The following is a 23,270-nucleotide window of genomic DNA, read 5'->3' on the forward strand; positions in this document are numbered from 1 at the left end:
TTCAACATCCGGAGAGCTTTAAAATTAACTCGTTCTTTCTTTCAACTAAAATTGGTCTAGCAACTCCACACTTCTCTTTTTGGCACGTACCCCTTCTATTTCAGTCCCTATACATGAAGGGCACCCATCTTTGCATGGGCATTTTCTTATAAGATTCTTCGCTGCCTCTTTCACCTGGTCAAAACGCTTATAAACATCTTCAGCTAGCCCTATTCCACCTGGATAATGATCGTACATAAATATAGTGGGTAGCTGGGTATGTGCTGCTTTTATTTGGGCAACGACATGGATATCATTCCTATCGCACATAACAAGAATGGGAACTACGTGTCCCAAAACATTAGCAACCCCTTGTAGGAGCTGCTCCAGTGTTTTTTCGCCAAGTGTGGAATCAACTTCTTTTATTTCCAACCAAGTTGCGCTAGTATGCAGTTCTTCCTCTGGTAAGTAAATGGGACCTGACCCTATGTTTTCAAATGTCGTTAGTTTTATCTTTTTAAAGATGCTTGGTAAGATATTGATGGTAACATCGCCATAATTGATGGACGATTCCCTCGTATTGACCGTTTTATCTATTTCCAGTACTTTTAGCTGTACGGCTAAGTTTGCATCTGTGTAATATTCCACGTCCACTTCCCGCACATATGCCTTTTTATGTTCCCAATCTAGTTTTTCAACTTGATATTGGACTCCTTCATGTAAATAAATTGCCTCATCATGTAGGAGTGTCATAGCGCTAAACCTATCCATTTCCCCGATTATTTTTACATTTGCCGTTTCTGATTGATCGACTATAACGACATTTTCTTGGGACGCAGACCGTAAACTGATATTTCCAGCCGGGAAAGATTGATTGGCCCAGTAGAATGTATCACCATTTTGGTGAATAACCCTTTCTTCCACTAGATACTCCAAAATTTCTTTCACATCCAAGGGACCAAATTCTTCATTTTCCTTAAAAGGGAGTTCGTAAGCGGCACACTTTAAATGGTCAACCAGAATAATTAAGTTTTCCGGATTAATCCGGGCCGACTCAGGAGAACGGTCAAAAAAGTATTCTGGATTTTGTACAATGTACTGATCTATGGGGGTAGAACTTGCCACCATCAGTATCAAAGCTTCCCCATGCCTTCTCCCTGCTCTCCCAGCCTGTTGCCATGTACTCGCCACACTTCCCGGGTATCCTGTCATGACACATACCTGTAACTGCCCTATATCCACTCCCAATTCTAAAGCGTTCGTACTGACAACACCTAGAATATCGCCTTCCCTTAAGCCCCGCTCTATTTCCCTTCTTTGTTTTGGGAGATATCCTCCGCGATAGCCCCTAATGGATTTCGACCCGATTTGACCTTTCACGAGGTCCTGCAAATGACTTAATATGATTTCCACTCTAACTCGGCTACGAGCAAAAACGATGGTCTGGATTTTATTCTTCAAGAATTCCTTTGCTAGGTTGTTAACCTCTACAGTTGCACTTTTCCTGATGTTCAAGGGCTTATTAACAATTGGCGGATTATAAAAAACGAAGTGTTTTCTACCGCTAGGCGCTCCGTTATCATCTATTAAGCGCATGGGATTACCAGTTAGCTGCTCCGCCAATTCCTTCGGGTTGGCGATTGTAGCGGATGTACATATAAAGATCGGATTACTTCCATAAAATTTACAGATTCGTTTCAACCTTCTAATGACATTGGCAACATGGCTTCCAAACACGCCCCTATATGTATGGAGTTCATCAATGACGACATACTTGAGATTTTCAAAGAGACTCACCCACTTTGTATGATGCGGTAAAATGGCCGAATGCAACATATCCGGGTTTGTAATCACGATATGACCAGCCTTTCTCACCACCTGGCGAATGGCAGGCGAAGTATCCCCATCGTAGGTGTAGCTTTTGATGTCTATCCCCATTTCACTGATTATCTCGTTCAGTTCGCTTTTCTGATCTTGGGCTAGAGCTTTAGTCGGGAAAATATACAACGCACGGTTTTCCCCATTTTCTGCAATGGATTGTAACACTGGAAGGTTATAACATAGTGTTTTTCCCGAAGCCGTAGGGGTTACGGCTACAATATTTTCTCCTTTCCTCAATGTTTCATATGCTGTGTATTGATGGCTATACAGGTCACCAATCCCTCTTTTTTGCAAAGCATTTTTAATTCTATCGTCAACGCTGGAAGGCAACGGTCTCGTCTTCGCTTCCCGCGGTTCAATTTCATGCCAATTAATGATATTTTCATTTTCCCTTAATTCTTTTATTAATTCCGAAAGTGATTTCTTTCCAATCATACTAGTCACCTCTTTGTACATAATAGTTTACCGAATAAACGTTTGGTTGACCAGTTGGGATATACTGCCAAACAAAAAAAGACCTAAAACTGCTTAGGTCCATAGTTAGTGTAATTTTAGCTTTCACCAATTGATAAAATTTTCACCTTCTACTATTTGACTTCTTCAATGAAATGTTCAATTTCACTCGCAAGCCTTTCAGGGTCTTCAAGCATTCCCATATGGCCGCATCCTTCTAGGACTACCTCTTTTATATTCTTACCCTTTATGGAAAAGGTCTTTTCCGGGGCGATGACTTTATCCTTTTCACCTGCGACCAAAAGGACTGGTAGCTTGGTATCCTGTAAGACGTAATTTTTATCTTTTCTATTTCTCATAGCATGTAACGATCCAATTGCCGCTGTTTCCCTCGTTTGATATCCAATCCTCTTAACCTGCTCGATTTGAGGGTCATTGGAATCCGCAAATAACTTAGGGATGAGTCCATCAATGAAAGGCGGCATACCATCAGCCTCAATTTTTTCAACTGCCTTCATGCGCCCTTCCTTCCCTCCCTCATCATCCGGAAAAGCAGTAGAATGAATAAGTGAGAATCCGTTCAATTTTTCCGGGAACTTCTCAGCAAAGGCCAAAGTTATATAGCCTCCTAGAGAATGCCCGAATAAATATACCTGCTCGATATCCTGGTCTTCTAAAAAGAGTGCAATATCCTCAGCCATATCTTCAATAGAAAAAGATGTTACATTCGATTCGCTTGCTCCATGGCCACGCAGGTCGACCGCAATGACTCTATACTTTTTCTGCAAGTTTGGAATTAGCTTCTGCCAATATTCATGGCTCCCGCAAAATCCATGAATAAACAATAGTGTATCTTTTCCTTCGCCTCGATCTATGTATGATAAATTACTGCTTCCAGTCATCTTCAATCCCCCATCCCCAAGATTATGTTTAATATTGTTATTCCCCGTGGGTCTATATCTAAACCACTTATGTCCATTCACACATCTTTAGCCTCTACATAGCCTATAGGCAAAGGAGTTTTTTAGATAGGAGGACCGTGATGACCCCTTTTGAAAAGAATGATCAACCCCAAGAAAGAAAAGAACCTTTTACCCACTTCATTAACAAAATGGATCGTTTGTTCTCTGAAAGGCCCGCCAGAGGCATGCTACAGTCCCTGGACGGATTCTTTGGCTCAGCTAAAGAACAAACTTTCCCCATCTACCTTGATGAAACAAATTCGGAATATATCCTTACCGCAAGCTTGCCCGGTATTCCCAGGAGCCAAATTTCCATCGATTTATTGCCACAATCCGTGACCATCTCCACGAAGTCCAAAGTAGGGGAAAAGTTTCGCCAACCCCCAGGCTTCATTCAAAATTCGCAATCATCTAGTCAGTTAACAAAAACCATTTCCTTTTTAAAACCAATCGATGAACAAAATGTAAGGGCTAGGCATCGCGATGGCATCCTAACGCTTAATCTGCCTAAAGTGAAAGGGAATCGAATTGAGATCAACGGTTGAATTAGGGGCAAACTTAAGTAGACGTAAAAAGTGGCTGGGTCACTTTTACGTCTACTTTTTTATTTTACCCATCTAAACTTTGAAGAACCCCCCTACTCCCTTGACCATCGAAGAAACTTGAGAGACCGTATTCATCATTTGTCCAGCCGTATTCATCATTTTTGTAATATCCATCGATCCGTCCTGTGTTTTAAATTGGTTCATGACAGACTTAATTCCCGAAGGCTGCTGCTTTTGCATGAATTGTTGTTTTGGATATGGGTTATAAACTTGTTGTTGCATTTGCGGAGGTCGTTTCGTCGGCTGTAGCGGGTTATCAAAAGGGTTGATGCCTTGAGTTTGTTTTGGCATGTATTGATTGACAGGCATTTGTTGATTGGGGTACATAGGTTGAATAGGTGGCATTGGTGACATGGGTGGCATTGTCTGATTCGGTGGCATCGGCTGCATTACACTACTGCCCGGGGCCGCCCCTGTATTCATGGCCTGTTGTGGCACCGGTTGGTAGGATGGAAAGGCAGGTTGCTGGTATGGGTCTTGATAGGGTGGCACCAAGCCTCCATTATACTGGGGAGAGTAATGGTGCATATTCGGGTCCTGAATGGGTGACTGCTGAGGGTACGGCATTGGTTGCTGATATCCCCCCCAGTATTCAGGCATGGATTGCGGGTACTGCTCTTGATTAGGGAAGACAGGATTATAATCCGATCTCATCATGTTCTATGCGTCTCCTCTTTTTTCCTGACATGGTTCCATTATTATATGAAAAAAGAGGATTTTAGTGTTTGGAAGATCATGATAGTAATCTATCCACTTCTGATTTCACATTGTGAAGGATATACTCAATGGATTGAACATGGCTTTTAAACCGTTTATAGCTGGTCTTCGGAAAGAATGCCTGAACCGCGACATCCGAAAGATTATTGGCCGTTTGTTCGATTTGCTCAGGAAATAGATGTTTGAATGGCGTTTCTTTCATCCACTCTTTTATACCATGCTCCCATTCCGCACAATTTGCTTGGACTTGATCGGCAAACGGCTTGACCTCCGTAAAGAAGTCTTTTTCTATTCCTTCCTTTCGAACACTTTCATAAATTTCATTCGCTTGACTTACGTAATGTATTAATTGTTCGGTTAATTTTTGAAGTTTCTCTTTTTGCACGATGAATTCCTCCGTAGCATGTTTCCAACAGTATAATCGAATTGACGAAAAAATGAAATTCTAGCGACTCATACTTATACACTTTATACTTCCGCTAAAATTTTGGGTACCACCATTGATTTTATTGATTTAACGGGATAAGGTCGGCTTATTTCTTCTGTCTCAACCAAGAAATCCCCGGCTTTCTCCATCGCTTCCTGTGCGTCATCCACTAAATTGTGCTGCTCCGCCCATAGCTTACAACGAGCCGTATTCATGGTCTCACCATAAGCATTTTCCAATTGATCCAGACTGGTACTGATTTCAGCTATCATACTTAAAATTTCTTCTGTTGCTACACTTTTATTGATCATGCTGACCCCTCCCATTCTATACCTGTTACTATTCTTTTTTTAAATAAAAAGCCCTTCTAGGTTGACAAAACTAGAAGGGAATCGGCAAAGAAAGTGTAATTTTCTTAATTTATAGGGGCCTTCGACAATATGGAGCGAATGAAGCTGGCCATTTTAAACAAGAATACAAGCAGGAGGTGATTTATTTGCAGTCGAATGAAAGCAGACAGCAAAAAAACGAAAAACGACAAAAGCCGCCGGCAGAAAAGGCAGGAAAAGGTAATCCAAAACTTAGTGGTGAAAACAAACCCTCTACCTAAACGAATAGGGGTATGACCACACATCAGGGAAGGCGGAAACATCGCCTTCCCTACTTCTTTTTCAAGACCAGCTTTTTGAGCAAGATGACCGTATGCAATTGTTTTTGTTTACGATCGAACCAATCGGTCAAAAGAGGATTTTCTTTCCACTGCGGTTCGAAAAACCATTCTTTTTTTAATCTTTTCTTTATACACCATTTCTCCGGGAGAATGGGATGATGATCGATGATTGGATAAACCATACGCAGCATCGGCGTTTCATGTAGCCTGGGTATTTTTCTGTACTGTTCATAATCAAACCTCGATCCGGTCGGCTCCGTTCGACTGGCGAATTCCAAAAATAATGGAAAAAGCTCTTTCCTAAAAAGAAGATCAGCCAATCTTTTCCCCAATTCGATTCTTTCATCTAGATTCCGAAAATGAGAAACGGATGCGCCATATAACACCCCTTTACATGTGGGAAATAATACGGTGCTAAAATGCATACAATCCTGTAGAAAAAATAAGATGGAATGAAATACGAGAGATCGCTTTTTTATGATGGGTTCAATGATATTCTGTTCATTTATAATAAGGGCGGTGATTAATCTTTCCCGATTTCCATCCTCCCAAAAAGAGTACCACTCATTTATGATGAAATCAGTAATAAAAAAATATGGACATAAGTGAAACAAAGGGCGCTTAAATTTCGTCGAATAATGATAGATGAGTAACTGCGGATAGGCATCCTCAAAAATCCGCCAATTCGCTTCTTCGTAAGCAAGGAATAACTGACGTTTATATTTAGAACCTAATAATTGCGAATACCAGACCCCTTTAAGATCACACATATTCCAACCTGCATTACGGGAAACCATCCCTGCTAGAAAGGACCATTTTATTTCAGGATGAAGCAGGAAGAATTTTTCATAAGCTTGGGTTCTGGATATATTATCTTTGTTCCATTTAGCAGTTTGACCTTTTATAATAGATAACAATTGCTTTTCCATGCTTGTAATCTGATACATAAGAACCACCATTTCCAGGAATTATGACATTTTTCAATTGTTAAATCCTATCGTTCTAAGAAACAATTCTTTTTATTCACATTTCGGATTCTTTTTTTGCTAATATAGATAGGTGAAAAAAAAGGAGGGGTAAAAGTGGCATTCAATTATCCCAACGGACGAAAGTTCGTACCGCAGCCCATGAAAGAAAGGAAAAGTCCACTAAAGAAGTTCAGTTACAGTAATCGTGGAAAAACATTAGAGGATGATTTGAATGAAACCAATCAGTATTATTTAGCGCACGGGATTGCTGTCATACATAAAAAGCCGACACCCGTACAAATTGTGGATGTCCACTATCCTAAAAGAAGTGCTGCCGTTATTAAAGAAGCTTACTTCAAGCAAGCATCGACCACGGATTACAATGGGGTCTATAAAGGTAGATATATTGATTTTGAGGCCAAGGAAACAAAAAATAGGAACTCTTTCCCTCTCAAGAATTTTCACGAACACCAAGTTGAACATATGAAGCAAATCGTTCAGCATGATGGAATTGCATTTGTTATTATCCGCTTTTCTGCGACGGATAGTATATACTTAATGAGCTCCGAACAACTGGTGTTGTATTGGAATCGGATGAAAGACGGTGGACGCAAATCCATTACCCTTGAAGAGGTCAAGACCAGTTCAAAGAAGATTGCGCTTGGCTTTCAACCGAGAATTGACTATATTAAAGTAGTAGATTTACTTATCGCAGAAAATTTTTAGTTTTTTCTAGAAAGGCAGGTTAGCTGTAATGGCTGAAAAATATAATACAAGAGAAGAACGTAGAAAGCAGGGTCAGGCACAGAAGAAGGCACCAAAAAAAGGGCCGAAAAAACCCACGAACATGCTTAAGCGAGTTTTTCTCATTCTCGTTACAATCGGAATTATTTGTTTAGTTGCTGGAGGAGCTACATTAGCTTACTTTATCAGTGATGCTCCCAAGCTCGACGAAAGCCTTTTAAAAGACCCCGTTACCTCGAAGATCCTTGATGAAGAAGGTAAATTACTTGGAGAGGTCGGCACTGAGAATCGTGACTTTGTCAATTATGAAGATATACCTGAACTAGTCGAAGACGCATTCCTGGCAACAGAAGATTCCCGTTTTTATTCCCACCATGGGGTTGACTTCCTTCGTTTAGGCAGCGCAGTCCTCGCCAATGTCAAAAATGGCTTTGGTTCAGAAGGTGCTAGTACTTTAACCCAACAGGTTATCAAACGCTCTTATTTAACACCTGATAAAACGATTAAAAGGAAAGTCCAAGAAATGTGGCTGGCCATACAGCTAGAAAGAAAATACACAAAACAAGAAATACTGGAAATGTATGTGAACAAAATTTTCTTTGCCAATCGTGCAAACGGGATTCTGACGGCTTCGCAAACATATTACGGGAAAGACTTGGATAAATTGGACCTTAACGAAGTGGCCATGCTTGTCGGGTTACCGCAAAGCCCAAGTCGCTATGATCCATATAAATATCCAGAACGGGCAAAAGAACGTCGCGATATTGTACTTCATCTCATGAATAAACATGGATACATTAGCGAACAGGAAATGAAAAAGGCACAAAACGTTAAAATAACAGCCGGACTTCAAGAGGTCGATAAAAACCAAATCGATACGACTGCTTATGATGCCTTCATAGATTTGGTAATAGAAGAAGTCGGAAATATGGGTGACTATAATGTGTTTACAGATGGTCTGGAAATCCAAACGACCATTGATAAAGACGCCCAAGAATACGTTTATAAAATGTTGAATAGTAATGATATCGTTAGTTATCCAAGTGAAGATCTACAAGCCGGTGTTACTTTGCTTGATACGCAAACAGGCGAAATTAAAGCCGTTGGCGGTGGCAGGAACACGAACGTCAAACGCGGGTGGAACTATGCAACAGATGCTAAGCGTTCACCAGGGTCGACAATCAAACCTATCTTAGATTATGGTCCAGCTGTCGAATATTTAAACTGGTCAACCTATCAACCTATTAAAGATGAGGAGTATACATACTTTGATGGAACTCCCCTCAAAAATGCATCAGGCACTCATTATGGAACGGTTCCTATTCGAGAAGCTCTCGCGAGATCATTGAACATACCAGCCTTGAAAGCGTTCCAAGAAGTCGGGAAAGAACGTGCACGTGATTTTGCAATTGACCTTGGCGTTCCTTTTGATAAAGATAAGGAAATCAACGAATCCGCTTCAATTGGCGGTGGCACAGATGTTTCCACTCTAGAACTTGCCGGTGCATATGGGGCCTTTGGTAATGGTGGGATTTATAACGAACCACATACCGTCAAGAAAATTGTATTACGTGATAAAACAACCATCAAGAACAAAACAGAAACAAAACCTGTCATGAAAGATTCCACGGCTTTCATCGTCACGGATATGCTGAAAAGCGTCATGACAGAAAGTTACGGAACAGGGAGATTGGCCAACATACCTGGGCTTCCAGTCGCTGGTAAGACTGGATCCACTAACTTCACTCCCGAGCAACGTGCAGCAAACAACATACCTGCTTCAGGGGTAAAGGACAGCTGGATGGCTGGTTACACGACTAACTATACCGTTGCCATATGGGCGGGTTATGATAATAGTGCAGGCAAAAAGATGGAATACCTAGGTGATTCTTCTCAAAGAATACCAAAATTCATCTTTAAGAATTTGATGGAACACATGGCCCAATCAAAAACAACGAAAGACTTTGAACAGCCGAGCAGTGTTGCAAAAGTTGGTGTCATTAAAGGGTCGAATCCTGTAGTGAAAGCCAATCAATACACTCCAAGTGATAGAATCAGTTATGAATACTATGTTAAAGGCCACGAGCCAACACAAGTTACCACAGAATATGAGAAAATAGATACACCTAGCGTCAGTGCGTCTTATAATCAGGAAAGCAATGAAATTCAGCTTTCATGGTCTCATAGTGATGGAAATCCACAATTTGAAGTCCAAATGTCTGTTGACGGCGGCTCAAAAAGTGTTCTCAAAAAATCGAAGGATACTAGTTTAACCATTCCAAACCCTACACCGGGAAGTAAATATACTTTTTCTGTCGTAGCCATCGTTGATAATCAACGAAGCGACCCTGCTGGTGCTACAGTAGAGATTCCTAGCGTTATTGAAGAAGAGCCTGAGGAAGAGGAAGATATTGAAGAGCCAGCCGAAGATGAGGATCTGGAACAAGATACTCCTACTGAAGACGAGGGTAATGAAGACGAAGAGAAAGATAAAAACCCAGACCAGGGCAACACAGATAACAACGGGAACAATGGAAACGGTAATGGTAATGGCAATGATGATGCCACCAAAGACGATGAGGATGTCGAAGATGAGGATCCAGGAAAAGTTGATGAGGATAAACCCGCGGATACTCCTGAGCCCGCTCCCGCTCCTGACCCAGAAAAAGACAAAAATAAAAACAAAGATAAAGAAAATGGCAATTAAAAAAAGGTCTAAGCTTAACCGCTTAGACCTTTTTTCGCTTTTCTTAGCTTGCTTCTTACAAAGAGCTTTTCCAATTCGATGAATAATTCGCTGAGCTGTCTGAATGAATGGTAAAACGCCGGTCTTTCCATGATGAAAGATAATCTTTCAACCAAGTTTATCGGTTTAACCGGACAGGCTTCCATCTGTTTCTTCCATGCACTTAGCTGCACAGGTTTTTCATTCATCCAATAGACTGCCGAAAGGAATAATCCAATTCCTTCTTTCATAGGCTCCAAAGCCAGTCCCGCTTTTCTATTTGAAAATAACAATTCGCAATCCTTTTTAATGAGCCTCCATTTTTCAAACAGTTCAGGTATATGCATTTCCCCACTCTTCCAAGGTGAATAAACTTCTTCCCCCCTGTAAAAAAGCAGCTCATATGAAAACACTTCAACTTCATTGGGATTTCTCCACTCTTGATAGTCTTCCTTTTTTAAAGCTTTTATTTCTTTAGGGAAGAAGAATGGATCGTCTAATTCGACCGGCACATTTATTGAATTTAAATCGTTCATTTGGCTTCTATCCTTTTTAGCCGCTTTTTCCCTTCACGACACAAATCAAGAAGCGGACAGGTTTCACATTTTGGAGACTGGGCTTTACAATGATAGCGACCAAAGAAAATGAGTCTATGATGTGTAACGGACCATTCATCCATTGGCACTTTGGTCATTAAGGTTTTTTCCACCTCAAGGACATTGTCTTTCCAACGGCATATACCCAGCCGCTTGGACACACGCTCTACATGGGTATCCACTGCTATCGCCGGCACGCCAAAAGCCACTGAGACGACCACATTGGCCGTTTTCCGACCGACACCCGGTAACTTGGTAAGCTCATCACGGTCCCTAGGAACTCTTCTATCATATTCGTCTATCAGCATTCTAGACAACTTTTGAATGTTCTTTGCTTTATTACGGTACAGACCGATTGAACGAATATCATTTTCCAATTCTTCAATCGGTACACTAAGATAATCTTCAGGCGTTTTATATTTTTGAAATAAATTTTGAGTAACTTTATTAACCAATACATCTGTACATTGAGCCGAAAGAGCAACAGCAATCACCAATTCAAATGGATTGGAGTGATTCAGCTCACAATGGGCATCAGGAAACATCTCGCCCATCGTATCCAGACAATAACGAATTTGAGCCTTATTCAGCATGTTTGTTCTCCTTTAATTCACATTACTGTTCGAGCCAATTATAAAAGGGTACATCTTTCAGTGGTTGTGTCGGTTCTATTTTACGGTCCCTTTTTTGATGGACTCTAAATTTTTGTCCTTGCTCCCTTGCTTGTTCCAAGGTTTTAATCCCATTCTTTTTCCAATCGAATAAAATTCGGTCTATATAACGGAAATTCAATTTCCCTGAAATGACAGCCTCCCTTAAAGCCGCCTTGATGATATCTGGTTGATGGTCATCCTCCATCCACATTGCCAGGGTTTCACATTCAAAAGGAGATAATGGACGCCCGAACTCCTGTTCAAATATTGTATACAGGCTCTCCCCTGCCTTCTGTACCTCGGCAGATTCAGCCTGTTTCAAAGACTTCAAGAAACAGTCCATCATTTTCTCATATAGTGGATCGAGCGAATACTTTTCCTGACCAATTTCCTGATTATTTTCAACGACCATCTGGACGAATCCTCTTTGAACCAAACGTTGTATTAAAAATAGGCATTCGGATTCCTGTAATGTCATTCGGTCGGAAAGTTGAGACGGTGCTGGAAATGGATTATCTCCATCGATAAAATTCTGCAATTGGAGTAGTAGAACCATCTCTTGCTCATTCAACCCCATTGTCTTATAGTGAGTCAACAAAAAGGATGGAATCGTTATCGTTCCTTCCTTAAACCAAGCATATAAATGTTCTTTATTCATGTTTTGGACACCTCTAAATTAGTATAACATGAAAAATGTGATACGAATAAGCTTATAATTTTAACAGAATTAATAGAAAAAAACGGTTATTCGCCCAGTATGGCTAAATAACCGTTTTTTTTACAAATCAAGGATATAAGCGATTTAAAAGACGTGGGAAAGGAATAGTTTCACGGACATGTTCAACACCGCTAATCCATGCCACTGTCCGTTCTAAGCCAAGGCCAAATCCAGAATGTGGGACAGATCCATATTTCCTTAATTCCATATACCATTTATAAGCATCTTCACTCAAACCATGTTCAGCAATGCGCTGTTCAAGAAGCTCCTGATCATGGATTCTTTCCGATCCACCGATAATCTCACCATAACCCTCTGGTGCGATCAAGTCGGCACATAAGACGACTTCTTCCCGGTTTGGATCTGGTTGCATATAGAACGGTTTAATTTTAGTAGGATAGTGTGTAATGAAGACCGGCTTATCATAGCTTTCAGCAATTGCCGTTTCATGTGGTGAGCCGAAATCGTCTCCCCATTGAATATCTTCAAACCCTTGTTCATGAAGGAACTTGATAGCTTCATCGTAAGTGATCCGCGGGAACGGAGCCTTGATTTGTTCAAGCTTTGTCGTGTCACGGCCAAGTATATTCAATTCTAGCTGACAATTCTTCAGAACAGACTGAATGACGGCTGTGACAAATTGTTCCTGGACTTCTAGGTTTTCTTTGAATTCCACGAAAGCCATTTCCGGTTCAATCATCCAGAATTCGATTAAATGCCTTCTTGTCTTAGATTTCTCTGCCCGGAAAGTCGGACCGAAAGAAAATACTTTTCCTAACGCCATGGCTGCAGCTTCCATATAAAGCTGACCGCTTTGTGATAGATAGGCATCCTCATCAAAATATTTTGTCGCAAACAACTCACTCGTTCCCTCTGGTGCGCTACCAGTTAAAATCGGCGGGTCCACTTTGACAAAACCTTCATCATTGAAGAATTCATATGTAGCACGAATGATTTCGTTACGGATTTTCATAACCGCATGTTGACGCTTCGAACGAAGCCATAGATGACGATTATCCATTAAGAATTCTGGTCCATGAGCTTTCGGAGTGATTGGGTAATCAACTGAATCATGAATGATTTCAATATTGTTCACCTGTAGCTCATAACCAAAAGGTGAACGCTCATCCTTCTGAATGACTCCCGTAACATACATGGAAGATTCTTGTGATACCGACTTTGCAGTAGAGAAAAGGTCTTCTCCTACATCAGCCTTCACGACTACCCCTTGGATGAAACCAGAGCCATCGCGGATTTGAAGGAAAGCAATTTTACCACTAGAACGCTTATTAGCAAGCCAGCCTCCAATTGTCACTTCTTGATCGACAAATTTGCTAGCATCTTTTATTGTAATTTTCACCGAATTTCCCTCCAAATATAACTTAACTACTAAGAAATTTACTCTATTTATTATACCTATAGGGCTCATTACAAGCAAATTATTCAGCTAATCTACTATAAATGTCTACTTTACTGCTCATAATCTTTTATCCATATAAAAAATAGGGAAGATATAAAAAAGCCTACAAACCCCCTAAACGAAATAGGGGACCTGTAGGCTTTTCAAATACTACGCCATTTTCGCTTTAACGAATGTATGAATTCTTTCAACGGCTGCTTCAAGTAGGTCCAAAGATGTTGCGTAGGATAATCTGATGTTATCCGGAGCCCCGAATCCTGAACCTGGGATGACCGCCACTTGAGCTTCTTCTAATAAAGCGGTAGTAAACTCTTCGACATTACTGAACCCTGTTAATTCAATTGCACGTTTCACATTCGGGAACAAATAAAATGCCCCCTGCGGTTTAATGCAGCTTACTCCCGGTATATCTACTAATTTTGCATAAATCGTATCCAATCTACTTTCAAATGCTTGACGCATTTCCTCTACCGGTTCCTGTGGGCCATCATATGCTGCAATTGCACCATATTGAGCCGTGGTAGTAGGATTGGATGTACTATGGCTAGCTAGGTTTGTCATGGCCTTGATGATGGCCTCATCACCTGCTGCATAACCAATTCTCCATCCTGTCATGGAATGTGATTTAGAAACCCCGTTGATGATGATCGTTTGCTTTTTCAATTCAAGAGAAATTTCTGCAATCGATATATGTTTTGCAGTTCCATATACCAATTTTTCATAGATTTCGTCCGAGATGATTAAAATATCATGATCTATGCAAACTTTACCGATGGCTTCTAACTCATCTTTAGAATAGAGCATGCCAGTCGGGTTGCTTGGAGAGTTGATGATGACCGCTTTCGTTTTATCAGTGATGGATTCTTCGAGTTGTTCCTTTGTGATCTTATACTGGTTTTCTTCAGAGCCAACAACATACACGGGTTTTCCGCCAGCAAGCTTAATCTGCTCTGGGTAACTTACCCAATATGGTATAGGAACAATTACTTCATCTTCTTCGTCCAAAATTGCTTGGAACAATGTATAAAGCGCATGTTTTGCACCGGATCCGACAATAATTTCAGAAGGCTTATACTCTAGGCCTTGATCACGTTTTAACTTTGCTGCAATCGCGGCTTTCAGTTTTGGAAGCCCAGCAGAAGGCGTGTATTTGGTTTGTCCTTCATTCATGGATTGCATGGCTGCATCGATAATATGTTGAGGAGTATTATAGTCAGGTTCGCCGGCCCCTAAGCCAATAATATCAAGACCTTGTGCTTTGAGTTCTTTTGCTTTTGCTGTGATTGCCAGTGTTGTTGAGGGTGTTAATGACTGAACCCGATTAGCTAATTTCATAGTAGTAAAATCCTCCATTCTATATACTTCGATAATACTTAAGCCATTCCCCTGTTTTGAAATCGTAATAATCATAATTATACCGTTCAGAATCGTCGAGATATGTTACCTCCCAAAGAGGAACATCCTTTTCCATACCAAGCTTAACAGATATGATTTCTTCAGGTTTTAGCTTATCATTCACTATGTTTAAAATTTCTTTTTTTGTCTTACCGTCTTTAAAATTCCTCACAACTATTTTTTTCTTCTCGTCCTCAGGAATCCAGACGATTTTTTTACTTCCATTTTTCGTCTTGCCAATGATAACAGAATATAAGGTTTGACCATTATAAAGGTAAAACTCATCCTTGGTATCAATTCCGCCTGCTTTCTTTGCCTTTTCAAAAGCCTCATTACCAGCTTCTTTTTTATGCTGTAATGCTTTAATGTATGCTCCGCTGACAAAACCGATAAAACAAAGGACTAGGATAGAAGCAATAACCAACCATTTTTTCAAAGCCGCTTTCCCTCTTTCTATGTACGATAAATAGTAAATATCGCTTTTTCTTGATCTTGTGAATCCAATGCCAGCCCGAACATCAAATCGTCCTTTTTCAACGTTCGATTCAAAGAATCCACAATCTTATACAAATCAGGTGAATTTTGCAGCCTGACTGTCGAGATCACTTCAATTTTGCTCTCCATGAAAATGCTCCTCCATTTTAACTAAAAATTGTCAACAACCACTGGTATGTATGGAATTTGAAGGCATAACTACCTTTCACATTATACCAGTTCATAGGTTATTTTTCTTCATTATTTCGCAAAATTCCACCTATAATAGGAAAAGAATAGAAGAGTCATTAAATCCACTCTTCTATCAAATCCGCCATTTCTCTGATGGAGACATTTTTCCAATCGATAGGGGGAATCGATTTTTTAAACTCATGCCCATATTTAGCCGTGATAACACGTCGATCCAATACGATCAGCAAACCCCGATCCTCTGGCGTACGGATTAACCTACCGAATCCCTGACGGAACCTTAACAGTGCTTCAGGTAAGGAATATGCCGAAAAGGCGTTCTTCCCCTGTTTTTCGAGTAGCTGACATTTTGCAGCCGTAACCGGCTCATCGGGAGGTGAAAAAGGAAGCCTGACAATGACCAGACATGATAGATCTTCTCCTGGTATATCGACACCTTCCCATAGGCTCGTCGTCCCGAAGAGCACTGCTTTCTCGAAATTTTGGAAATTCCTTAACAACCTCATCCTGCTTCCACCAGAAATCCCCTGTGCAAACAAAGTGAAATCATCCAAGACCTCGGAATCTTTTATGGCATAATATGTGGCACGCAACATCTCATGTGAAGTAAATAAAACCATCATCCTGCCCTTGGCAGCCTGGGCAGCAACAATTATATGGTTAGCTGCATTCTCGGAAAACTCATCCACTGTTAAACAGTTTATATCGGGGATATCATTCGGCACCAACACTTTTACCAAGTCCTTATAAGGGAATGGTGAAGGGTAGATGGCCGTCTGTATCAATTCTTTTTCCAAACCAAGCTGTGCCTTGAAATACTGGAAGGAATGTTTCACGGCTAACGTAGCAGATGTCATGACTACACTCTTCTGACGTCCAAAGTAAGAGTCCCACAACCATTTGCTTCCTGATATCGGTTGAACCGTCAACGTAACACCGTGCTGTGGCGCCGCTTTTGTATAATCAAGCCAATAAATATTTTCTTCATGAGGCTTAATGAAACATTCATGTAAGGAATCTCTTGTATCCTGAAGATGTCCAAGCAACACTTCGATATCATTCAGGTAAAACAAGGCATTTTTCCCTAAAGATGATTCATTATCCATTAAACGATGCAATCGCCTCTCAAGTTCCATGATCATTGAACCTGATAGATCCACTAACCGTTCCGCTATAAGTATCGCCTGTTTCCAGGAAGGGTCTTCTATTTTAAAAGCAATTCGCTTCGGACCTATAGACCGTGAGAGTTTTTCTGCTTGATTGGACAAGAAATAAAAAAGTTGATCGAATTCATATGAAAAGTCACTTAGCTTTTGATCAAATGTATAGGTTGGACTGCCATCCGACCATCCATTGTTCGAAAGCAATTTTTCAAGTCTATAAAATAACTGCTTTTGATCGAAGGTCCCTAGCCTGTTTAGCATGGTCTTTACTGAAATATAATGGAGCCTCCTACCAAGTTGTGTGGAAGCCGCCTGTTCCAAGTGATGGGCCTCATCCAAGACTAAATACCCTTCTTTGGGAATAAGGGCGTCTTCTGTAAGGAGGTCACTCATTAAAAAGGAATGGTTTGTAATGATAATATCTGCTTTTGCGGCTGTTTTCTTGGCCCGTTCAAAGAAGTCCAGTTCAATCCAGGGTTTTTTCAAACCTACATATGTAAGACCATCACTTTGAAGCCTGTTCCAAAACAATTGTCCACCACTAGTAAGATTCAATTCATCTTTATCCCCTGTTGCCGTTTCCGTCAACCAGACCAATATCTGCATTTTTGTTAAAGCAGTTTCATAATTATCTTCCTTTTCTCGCAATGCCCGCTCAAACTTTGCCAGGCTCAGGTAATTGCTTCTTCCTTTTAGCAAAACGGCTTGAAAGGAAAAAGGAAGGATCTTCTTCAGTTTAGGTACTTCATTTTGAAGGAGCTGATCCTGCAACTGAAGAGTATATGTCGAAACGACGACAGGTTCATGATGTTTCTTGGCAAAATATACGGCCGGCAGTAAATAACCCAATGATTTTCCAATTCCCGTGCCAGCTTCAATTATCGCATGCTGTCGGGATTCGAAGGAATCATGAATTAAGTTCATCATGCTAAGCTGTCCATCTCTTGCTTCAAAAGCGGGGTATGCATTTTGAAGCATGGCTATTTTCCCCTCGTCATCGAGTGGGAATTCTGTTTCTTGTTCAATATGCTCACTATCATCGGTTACTTTTTTAAATGCCAGTCCTCTAAATGTCGTAATACCTGGTAAACGGACCTCGGCTTTTGTAAGTTTGCTCGCAATGCAAGCATCTATTAATTCGGAAACCTCGCTCTGTAAGGAAAAAGATAGCCGGTATAATTGCTTAAGTGTCATCAATGGTAGGTCCAACAGCTTTTTTTTCAATTCTAACAATAATAAAGCGGTAGCATATGCATCGCTATCCGCTTGATGTGGCCTCGAATGGTCTAAATTTTCCTCTTTGGCCAGCTGATGCAATTTATATCCATCGGAAGTCGGTTTCATGATTTTCGCCAATTCTACCGTATCAAGCGTAGAACCATAAAAGGGCTCAAATCCGCACCTTACCAATTCTTCCTGTAGAAAAGATAAATCAAATAATACATTATGGGCAACAAAGCAAGCCCCTTCTATAAGATGGGCAATTTTTTCCGCGACATCTTCAAAATCTGGCGCATCCTTTACTGTCTCATTACTTATCCCTGTCAATTCTTCAATGAAAAGGGATATTTCCTGCCCAGGATGGATGAATGTTGAATAGGTATCAACAATCTGATCATTTTCAATGACCACACCAGCAAACTGAATGATCCTATCCCCTTTTTTGGGTGAATTCCCTGTTGTTTCTAAGTCAACCACTACATATCGTTGTGTCATGAATTGTACACCTCAAACTTCACTTTCTCCACTAGCTGATGGAATTCTTTATACCTTTTTTATACCATACTACACAGAATAAAGGAAACACTCCGATTGCCAGATGGACATAGGTTCAGGAGTCTGGTTGCATAAAAAAGGGGCATGCTCAACATATAGATGTTGAGCCGCCCTCTTTGCTTACAAGATTGTCGCTGCAGGTTCGTGTGAAATCAATTCAATGATTTGGTTCCTTTCATTCATGATTGCCACTTTAGGTTGGTGATCACTCACCCTTTCTTCAGCCACCATCACATAAGAAATGATAATGACAATATCATCAGGCTGGACTAATCTTGCTGCTGCTCCATTTAAGCAGACAACCCCACTTCCACGTTCTCCCGCTATCACATATGTTTCCAGTCGAGCACCATTATTATTGTTGACAATCGCCACTTTCTCATTGGGCACGATGCCCACTGCATCAATAATATCTTCATCTATCGTGATGCTTCCCACATAATTCAAATTGGCTTCAGTCACCCTTGCCCGATGGATTTTCCCATTCATCATTGTCCGAAACATGATCGTTCCCCCTACTATTCGAATTCGTTTTATAGCGTTACTATAATATTATCAATGAGTCTTGCATGTCTGAACTTAACGGCCACAGCAATGATAATATTTCCATTCAGGACATCAAGTAGCTTCAGTTCCGGATATTGATAAATTTCAACATAGTCAATTTTGCCTTTTGTCCGGGCTTTGATATGCTCCTCGACGAGAGCTATCACCTTTTGAGGGTTTCTTTCCCCAGAAATAATAGCATCTTTCGCCTTCAATAAACTTTGGTACAGTTCTTTTGCTTCATGACGCTCATCCTCAAGCAGGAAGACATTCCGTGAGCTCCTTGCCAAACCATCTTCCTCACGTACTATATCAACGGCCACTAGCTCAATGGGGAAATTGAGGTCCTGTATCAACCCGTCGATTATTGCGACCTGCTGGGCATCCTTCATCCCGAAATACGCCCTATCAGGGAGGATGATATTAAAAAACTTCGTCACGACAGTTGCTACGCCATCAAAATGGCCGGGTCGCTTTCTACCACATAAACAATCGGTGCGGTTTTGAACAACTACTTTGACTGATGGATTTTCACCATACATTTCATCCACGGTCGGATAGAAAAGATAATCGACGCCCGCATTGACTGCCAGATTTTCATCCCGGTCCAAATCACGGGGATAAGACGCAAAATCCTCATTGGGTCCAAACTGCAACGGGTTGACGAAAATACTTAAAACTACGATATCATTCTCTCTACGGGCATTTTCTATAAGGGAGGCATGCCCTTCGTGTAAGTACCCCATCGTTGCAACATAGCCTACACTTTTTTTATTGGTTCTGTCATGACGGAGTACTTTCTGCAATTCTATTGCTGATGTAAAAGTTTTCATTTTTCTCCTCCGTAAAGCGCATGAAGTTGTTCTTCCTTCATCGTAAATGAATGATCTCTCGTCGGAAAATCGCTTGATTTTACTTCTTTCACATAACTTTCAATTGAGTTTCCAATTAATTCATTGGCATTTCCATATACCTTGACAAATTTTGCAACCCGTTCAACCCCATACGTAATGAGATCATGGAAAACCAATACTTGTCCATCCGTTTCGGCTCCAGCTCCAATTCCAATCGTCGGGATTGTAAGGTCTTTAGTAATACGCTCTCCCACTTGATAAGGTACACACTCAAAAACAATGGCCAGAGCCCCAGCCGCTTCGCATTTCCTTGCATCTTCCATTAGCTTTTGGGCAGCTTCGGCATCTTTTCCTTGAACCTTATATCCTCCGAGCACGCCTACAGATTGGGGTGTCAATCCTAGGTGTGCGACTACCGGAATTCCTGCCTTCGTCAAAGCCGAAATCTTTTCGACCACATCGTCCGCCCCTTCAACCTTCACAGCATCGGCATGGCCTTCCTGCATAATGAGAGCTGCATTCTTGAGCGTTTCATCCAAAGATAGATGATAGCTCATGAAAGGCATATCCGTTACGACAAATGTATCAGGAGCCCCTCGTTTCACCGCTTTTGTATGGTGAATCATGTCTTCAACAGTCACAGGAATGGTGGAGTCGTAACCTAGAACCACCATTCCTAACGAATCCCCGACCAAAATCATATCAACCCCTGATTGCTCGGCTAACTTTGCCGATGGATAATCATAGGCGGTCAGCATGACAATTTTTTCACCTTTTTGTTTCATTTTCAAAAAATCACCGGACATCAACTTCATTACGTTTCCTCCTTTATTAGAGGAGATGAAAACATCAGTGTTTTAAAAAACTGGTGTCTAAACATTCGCTGCACAAAAAAGACCGACTAAATAGAGTCCCTAGTTCGTGAAGATAAAAATGGCCAAACAAATGGCCTTTATCATCAACGTTCAAAGTACTTTCCTTTTAGTCGATCTCTTTGGTATCTTTAGAAGTTTCATCCCTCCGTCCCCGTCCAATCATTTGGATCAAGGCAGATTTTCAAATATTTTTGTGTTATTGGGGTGCAGTTCTTTCACGATACTGCCCACTTGAATTATATCAAGCCACATTCGATTATTCTATTTATTTTTCTTATATTCTACAAAAATCTACTGAATTTCTATATCTGCAGAATAAATAGAATGGATGGTCCCTTGATCATCTTCGAGAAGAAGAACGCCAGCATCCGTGATTCCAAGTGCCTTGCCGACAATGGTATCATTAACGGTACTTGCTTTAAGAATTTGCCCTAAACTGATTGCATAACTCTCCCACAGGAGCTTAATTGGCATGAAACCTTCTTGTAAATAAAGTGTATACAGATCTTCTAGACGAAGCAGGACTCTTTGGATGACCTTGGCCCTTGAAATCTTCACTCCACTTTCTATTGAAAGAGAAGAAGCTTTCTCCTGAAGGTCCTCTGGAAAGTCTTCTTTTTGTTGGTTGATATTCATTCCGATCCCGATGATGACGGAATGTATTCTATCCGACTCAGCCTGCATTTCCGTTAAGATTCCCGTAACTTTTTTACGATTAATAAGTAGGTCATTTGGCCATTTGATCTGAGGTTGAAGTTCTGTAACATCCTCGATTGCCTGTGCTACAGCAACTGCAGCCAACAAGGTTAACTGCGGCGCCTGATGAAGAGGGATTTTTGGACGTAAGATCAGACTCATCCAAATTCCGCTGAATTTTGGAGAATGCCAAGATCTCATGAGCCTTCCTTTTCCTGAAACTTGTTCCTCGGCTATCACAAGGGTGCCTTCCTCCGCCCCTTCGTTAGCCAGCTGGTGGGCAATTTTTTGTGTCGATTCAACGGATTCCTGATATTGGATCATCTTTCCAAGGGCTTTCGTCTCCAGCCCGAATTGAATTTCACTTTTCGATACTTTTTCTGGAGCCGATACAATGCGGTACCCTTTCTTCCGGACTGCTTCAACCATATATCCTTCACCGCGCAAATCCTCTATATGTTTCCAAACGGCGGTACGGGAACAGCCAATATACTCAGCAATTTCCTGTCCTGAAATAAATGTTCCATTCGCTTTAGAGAGGGCTTGCATCAGTTTAGTCCTTAAATCAGATTGCATGTCATAAGCCACTCCTTAATTTCAGCTTTTTCATTTGTTATTTCCGAATTCAATACAGCTGCCAAAATCAGTTCCAAGTATTTTCTAACCCAAGGACCCGGTTTTTCTATATGCCATGACAATAAGTCCTCTCCAGTTACATCAAGATCTGACATACTCTTTAGAAGAAGGTTTTCGTACTTGATAGACATGGACTTTTCCGCTTCTAATACGTTTCTGCCTTCGAGAATTGCCTTAACTTTGGCTGCCTGAACCGCTTCGATATGACCTGCCTGGAATACATCAAAAGTGGAATCTTCAAATCCAGGTTCCTTTTCGACCAATTGTATAATACGTTGGACATTCCTGATTGATTTTAAAGGAAGCTTCCATGCTCTCAATACTTCCTCAATATCCTCCATATCTGCCTGGATGAGGACGACCGCCCATAACTCAGGCACTGTCAATTGATGAAGGGGGAGAAGCAATACCCTTTCCAACTTTTCCTTTTGACCAGCAAATTGGGGAAGAAACTGATATAATCCACTATCCAGTAAAAGACTTAGTGCCTTTATCCGATTGTCGCCGGCTAATAGCTTTTCAAATTCTACAAGAATTCTTTCAACGGCAATCTCCCGTAAAATAGGCCCGTTCTCCTTTAAGGATTGGAATGTTTCTTCATCAAGTTGAAAATTCAGCTGACTGACGAACCTTAATGCTCGCATCATCCTAAGACCATCTTCAGCAAAACGATCATGTGGGTTACCAACAGTCGTTATCTTTTTTTGAAAAAGGTCAAGTTGGCCCTTGTATGGGTCGAAGATGACCCCCGATTTGTCCATAGCGATTGCATTTATCGTAAAATCTCTTCTTTGTAGATCCTCAGTCAAAGAACGGACGAATTTTACTGAATCAGGCCTACGATAATCCGTGTATCCACTCTCTGTTCGAAAAGTAGTAATTTCATATGTCCCTGACTCCAGTATCACTAATACAGTTCCATGTTCGATTCCCACATCCGCCGTTTTTGGGAATATCCCTTTAACTTCCAAAGGTGTAGCGGAGGTTGCGATATCCACGTCATTAATGGGCCTGCCGAGAATATAGTCCCTGACCGATCCACCAACAAAATAAGCTTCGAACCCCGCTTCTTCAATTCTTTCAAGAATGGGTACCGCTTCTATAAATAACCGATCCAACTATGTCTC

At 41.0% G+C, this 23,270-nt stretch carries 22 protein-coding genes; 3 read left to right on the forward strand and 19 right to left on the reverse strand.

Annotated elements, in window-relative coordinates; all coding sequences use genetic code 11:
* Positions 1-45 precede the first annotated feature (45 nt).
* On the reverse strand, positions 46-2,292 hold the full coding sequence (locus AC503W_RS11780) for a DEAD/DEAH box helicase (protein ID WP_402869871.1): 2,247 nt from the start codon (positions 2,290-2,292) through the stop codon (positions 46-48).
* Between the two features lie 155 nt (positions 2,293-2,447).
* Complete coding sequence (locus tag AC503W_RS11785; RefSeq protein ID WP_402869098.1) at positions 2,448-3,215, reverse strand: alpha/beta fold hydrolase; 768 nt, start codon at positions 3,213-3,215, stop codon at positions 2,448-2,450.
* A 140-nt stretch (positions 3,216-3,355) separates the two neighbouring features.
* On the opposite strand from AC503W_RS11785, the gene AC503W_RS11790 reads away from it, so the two are divergent.
* The gene (locus tag AC503W_RS11790) at positions 3,356-3,820 is read left to right on the forward strand and encodes an Hsp20/alpha crystallin family protein (protein ID WP_427686944.1); all 465 of its coding nucleotides are present in this window, start codon (positions 3,356-3,358) and stop codon (positions 3,818-3,820) included.
* A 72-nt stretch (positions 3,821-3,892) separates the two neighbouring features.
* On the opposite strand, the gene AC503W_RS11795 is transcribed toward AC503W_RS11790, so the two are convergent.
* From AC503W_RS11795 to AC503W_RS11810, 4 genes are all read right to left on the reverse strand, one after another.
* Positions 3,893-4,537, reverse strand: a complete 645-nt coding sequence (locus tag AC503W_RS11795) for a YppG family protein (protein WP_427686942.1) — start codon at positions 4,535-4,537, stop codon at positions 3,893-3,895.
* A gap of 76 nt (positions 4,538-4,613) precedes the next feature.
* Positions 4,614-4,982: a YppE family protein gene (locus AC503W_RS11800; protein ID WP_402956741.1), complete on the reverse strand. Its 369-nt coding sequence runs from the start codon at positions 4,980-4,982 to the stop codon at positions 4,614-4,616.
* A gap of 83 nt (positions 4,983-5,065) precedes the next feature.
* The gene (locus AC503W_RS11805) at positions 5,066-5,335 is read right to left on the reverse strand and encodes a hypothetical protein (RefSeq protein ID WP_407406283.1); all 270 of its coding nucleotides are present in this window, start codon (positions 5,333-5,335) and stop codon (positions 5,066-5,068) included.
* 349 nt (positions 5,336-5,684) lie between these two features.
* Positions 5,685-6,641, reverse strand: coding sequence for a DUF2515 family protein (locus AC503W_RS11810; RefSeq protein ID WP_494914267.1), 957 nt, complete (start codon positions 6,639-6,641; stop codon positions 5,685-5,687).
* A gap of 135 nt (positions 6,642-6,776) precedes the next feature.
* Here AC503W_RS11810 and recU point away from each other — a divergent pair, with 135 nt between their 5' ends.
* Both recU and AC503W_RS11820 read left to right on the forward strand, forming a co-directional pair.
* On the forward strand, positions 6,777-7,388 hold the full coding sequence (gene recU / locus AC503W_RS11815) for a Holliday junction resolvase RecU (RefSeq protein WP_402869109.1): 612 nt from the start codon (positions 6,777-6,779) through the stop codon (positions 7,386-7,388).
* A 28-nt stretch (positions 7,389-7,416) separates the two neighbouring features.
* Positions 7,417-10,113, forward strand: coding sequence for a PBP1A family penicillin-binding protein (locus tag AC503W_RS11820; RefSeq protein ID WP_494914269.1), 2,697 nt, complete (start codon positions 7,417-7,419; stop codon positions 10,111-10,113).
* Positions 10,114-10,127: 14 nt separating this feature from the next.
* Here the strand turns inward: AC503W_RS11820 and AC503W_RS11825 are convergent, their stop codons facing one another.
* The 13 genes from AC503W_RS11825 to AC503W_RS11885 form a co-directional block, all read right to left on the reverse strand.
* Positions 10,128-10,667: a YpoC family protein gene (locus tag AC503W_RS11825; protein ID WP_427686934.1), complete on the reverse strand. Its 540-nt coding sequence runs from the start codon at positions 10,665-10,667 to the stop codon at positions 10,128-10,130.
* Positions 10,664-11,320: an endonuclease III gene (gene nth / locus AC503W_RS11830; protein ID WP_402869114.1), complete on the reverse strand. Its 657-nt coding sequence runs from the start codon at positions 11,318-11,320 to the stop codon at positions 10,664-10,666. Before nth ends, AC503W_RS11825 begins: the two co-directional genes overlap by 4 nt.
* A gap of 22 nt (positions 11,321-11,342) precedes the next feature.
* Entirely contained in the window at positions 11,343-12,038 is a 696-nt protein-coding gene (locus AC503W_RS11835) for a DnaD domain-containing protein (RefSeq protein ID WP_427686932.1), read from the reverse strand.
* Between the two features lie 127 nt (positions 12,039-12,165).
* Positions 12,166-13,458 (reverse strand): asparagine--tRNA ligase, encoded by a 1,293-nt coding sequence (asnS, locus tag AC503W_RS11840; protein WP_427686930.1) that lies wholly within the window; start codon positions 13,456-13,458, stop codon positions 12,166-12,168.
* 210 nt (positions 13,459-13,668) lie between these two features.
* Positions 13,669-14,853, reverse strand: coding sequence for a pyridoxal phosphate-dependent aminotransferase (locus AC503W_RS11845; protein WP_427686928.1), 1,185 nt, complete (start codon positions 14,851-14,853; stop codon positions 13,669-13,671).
* Between the two features lie 19 nt (positions 14,854-14,872).
* A complete protein-coding gene (locus AC503W_RS11850; protein ID WP_427686926.1) occupies positions 14,873-15,349 on the reverse strand; it encodes a cell wall elongation regulator TseB-like domain-containing protein in 477 nt (158 codons plus the stop codon).
* Between the two features lie 17 nt (positions 15,350-15,366).
* Complete coding sequence (locus AC503W_RS11855) at positions 15,367-15,537, reverse strand: YpmA family protein (RefSeq protein WP_214772022.1); 171 nt, start codon at positions 15,535-15,537, stop codon at positions 15,367-15,369.
* 158 nt (positions 15,538-15,695) lie between these two features.
* A complete protein-coding gene (gene dinG, locus AC503W_RS11860; protein ID WP_427591751.1) occupies positions 15,696-18,476 on the reverse strand; it encodes an ATP-dependent DNA helicase DinG in 2,781 nt (926 codons plus the stop codon).
* Between the two features lie 180 nt (positions 18,477-18,656).
* On the reverse strand, positions 18,657-19,040 hold the full coding sequence (gene panD, locus AC503W_RS11865; protein WP_402869126.1) for an aspartate 1-decarboxylase: 384 nt from the start codon (positions 19,038-19,040) through the stop codon (positions 18,657-18,659).
* A 29-nt stretch (positions 19,041-19,069) separates the two neighbouring features.
* Positions 19,070-19,915: a pantoate--beta-alanine ligase gene (gene panC / locus AC503W_RS11870; protein WP_402869128.1), complete on the reverse strand. Its 846-nt coding sequence runs from the start codon at positions 19,913-19,915 to the stop codon at positions 19,070-19,072.
* Positions 19,912-20,742 (reverse strand): 3-methyl-2-oxobutanoate hydroxymethyltransferase, encoded by an 831-nt coding sequence (gene panB, locus AC503W_RS11875; RefSeq protein ID WP_427687032.1) that lies wholly within the window; start codon positions 20,740-20,742, stop codon positions 19,912-19,914. Before panB ends, panC begins: the two co-directional genes overlap by 4 nt.
* Before the next feature lie 360 nt (positions 20,743-21,102).
* Positions 21,103-22,083, reverse strand: a complete 981-nt coding sequence (locus tag AC503W_RS11880) for a biotin--[acetyl-CoA-carboxylase] ligase (RefSeq protein ID WP_427650620.1) — start codon at positions 22,081-22,083, stop codon at positions 21,103-21,105.
* The gene (locus AC503W_RS11885) at positions 22,068-23,261 is read right to left on the reverse strand and encodes a CCA tRNA nucleotidyltransferase (protein WP_427650622.1); all 1,194 of its coding nucleotides are present in this window, start codon (positions 23,259-23,261) and stop codon (positions 22,068-22,070) included. The genes AC503W_RS11880 and AC503W_RS11885 overlap by 16 nt, the downstream gene beginning before the upstream one ends.
* Positions 23,262-23,270: the final 9 nt, after the last annotated feature.

Source organism: Peribacillus suis (genome assembly GCF_059384845.1).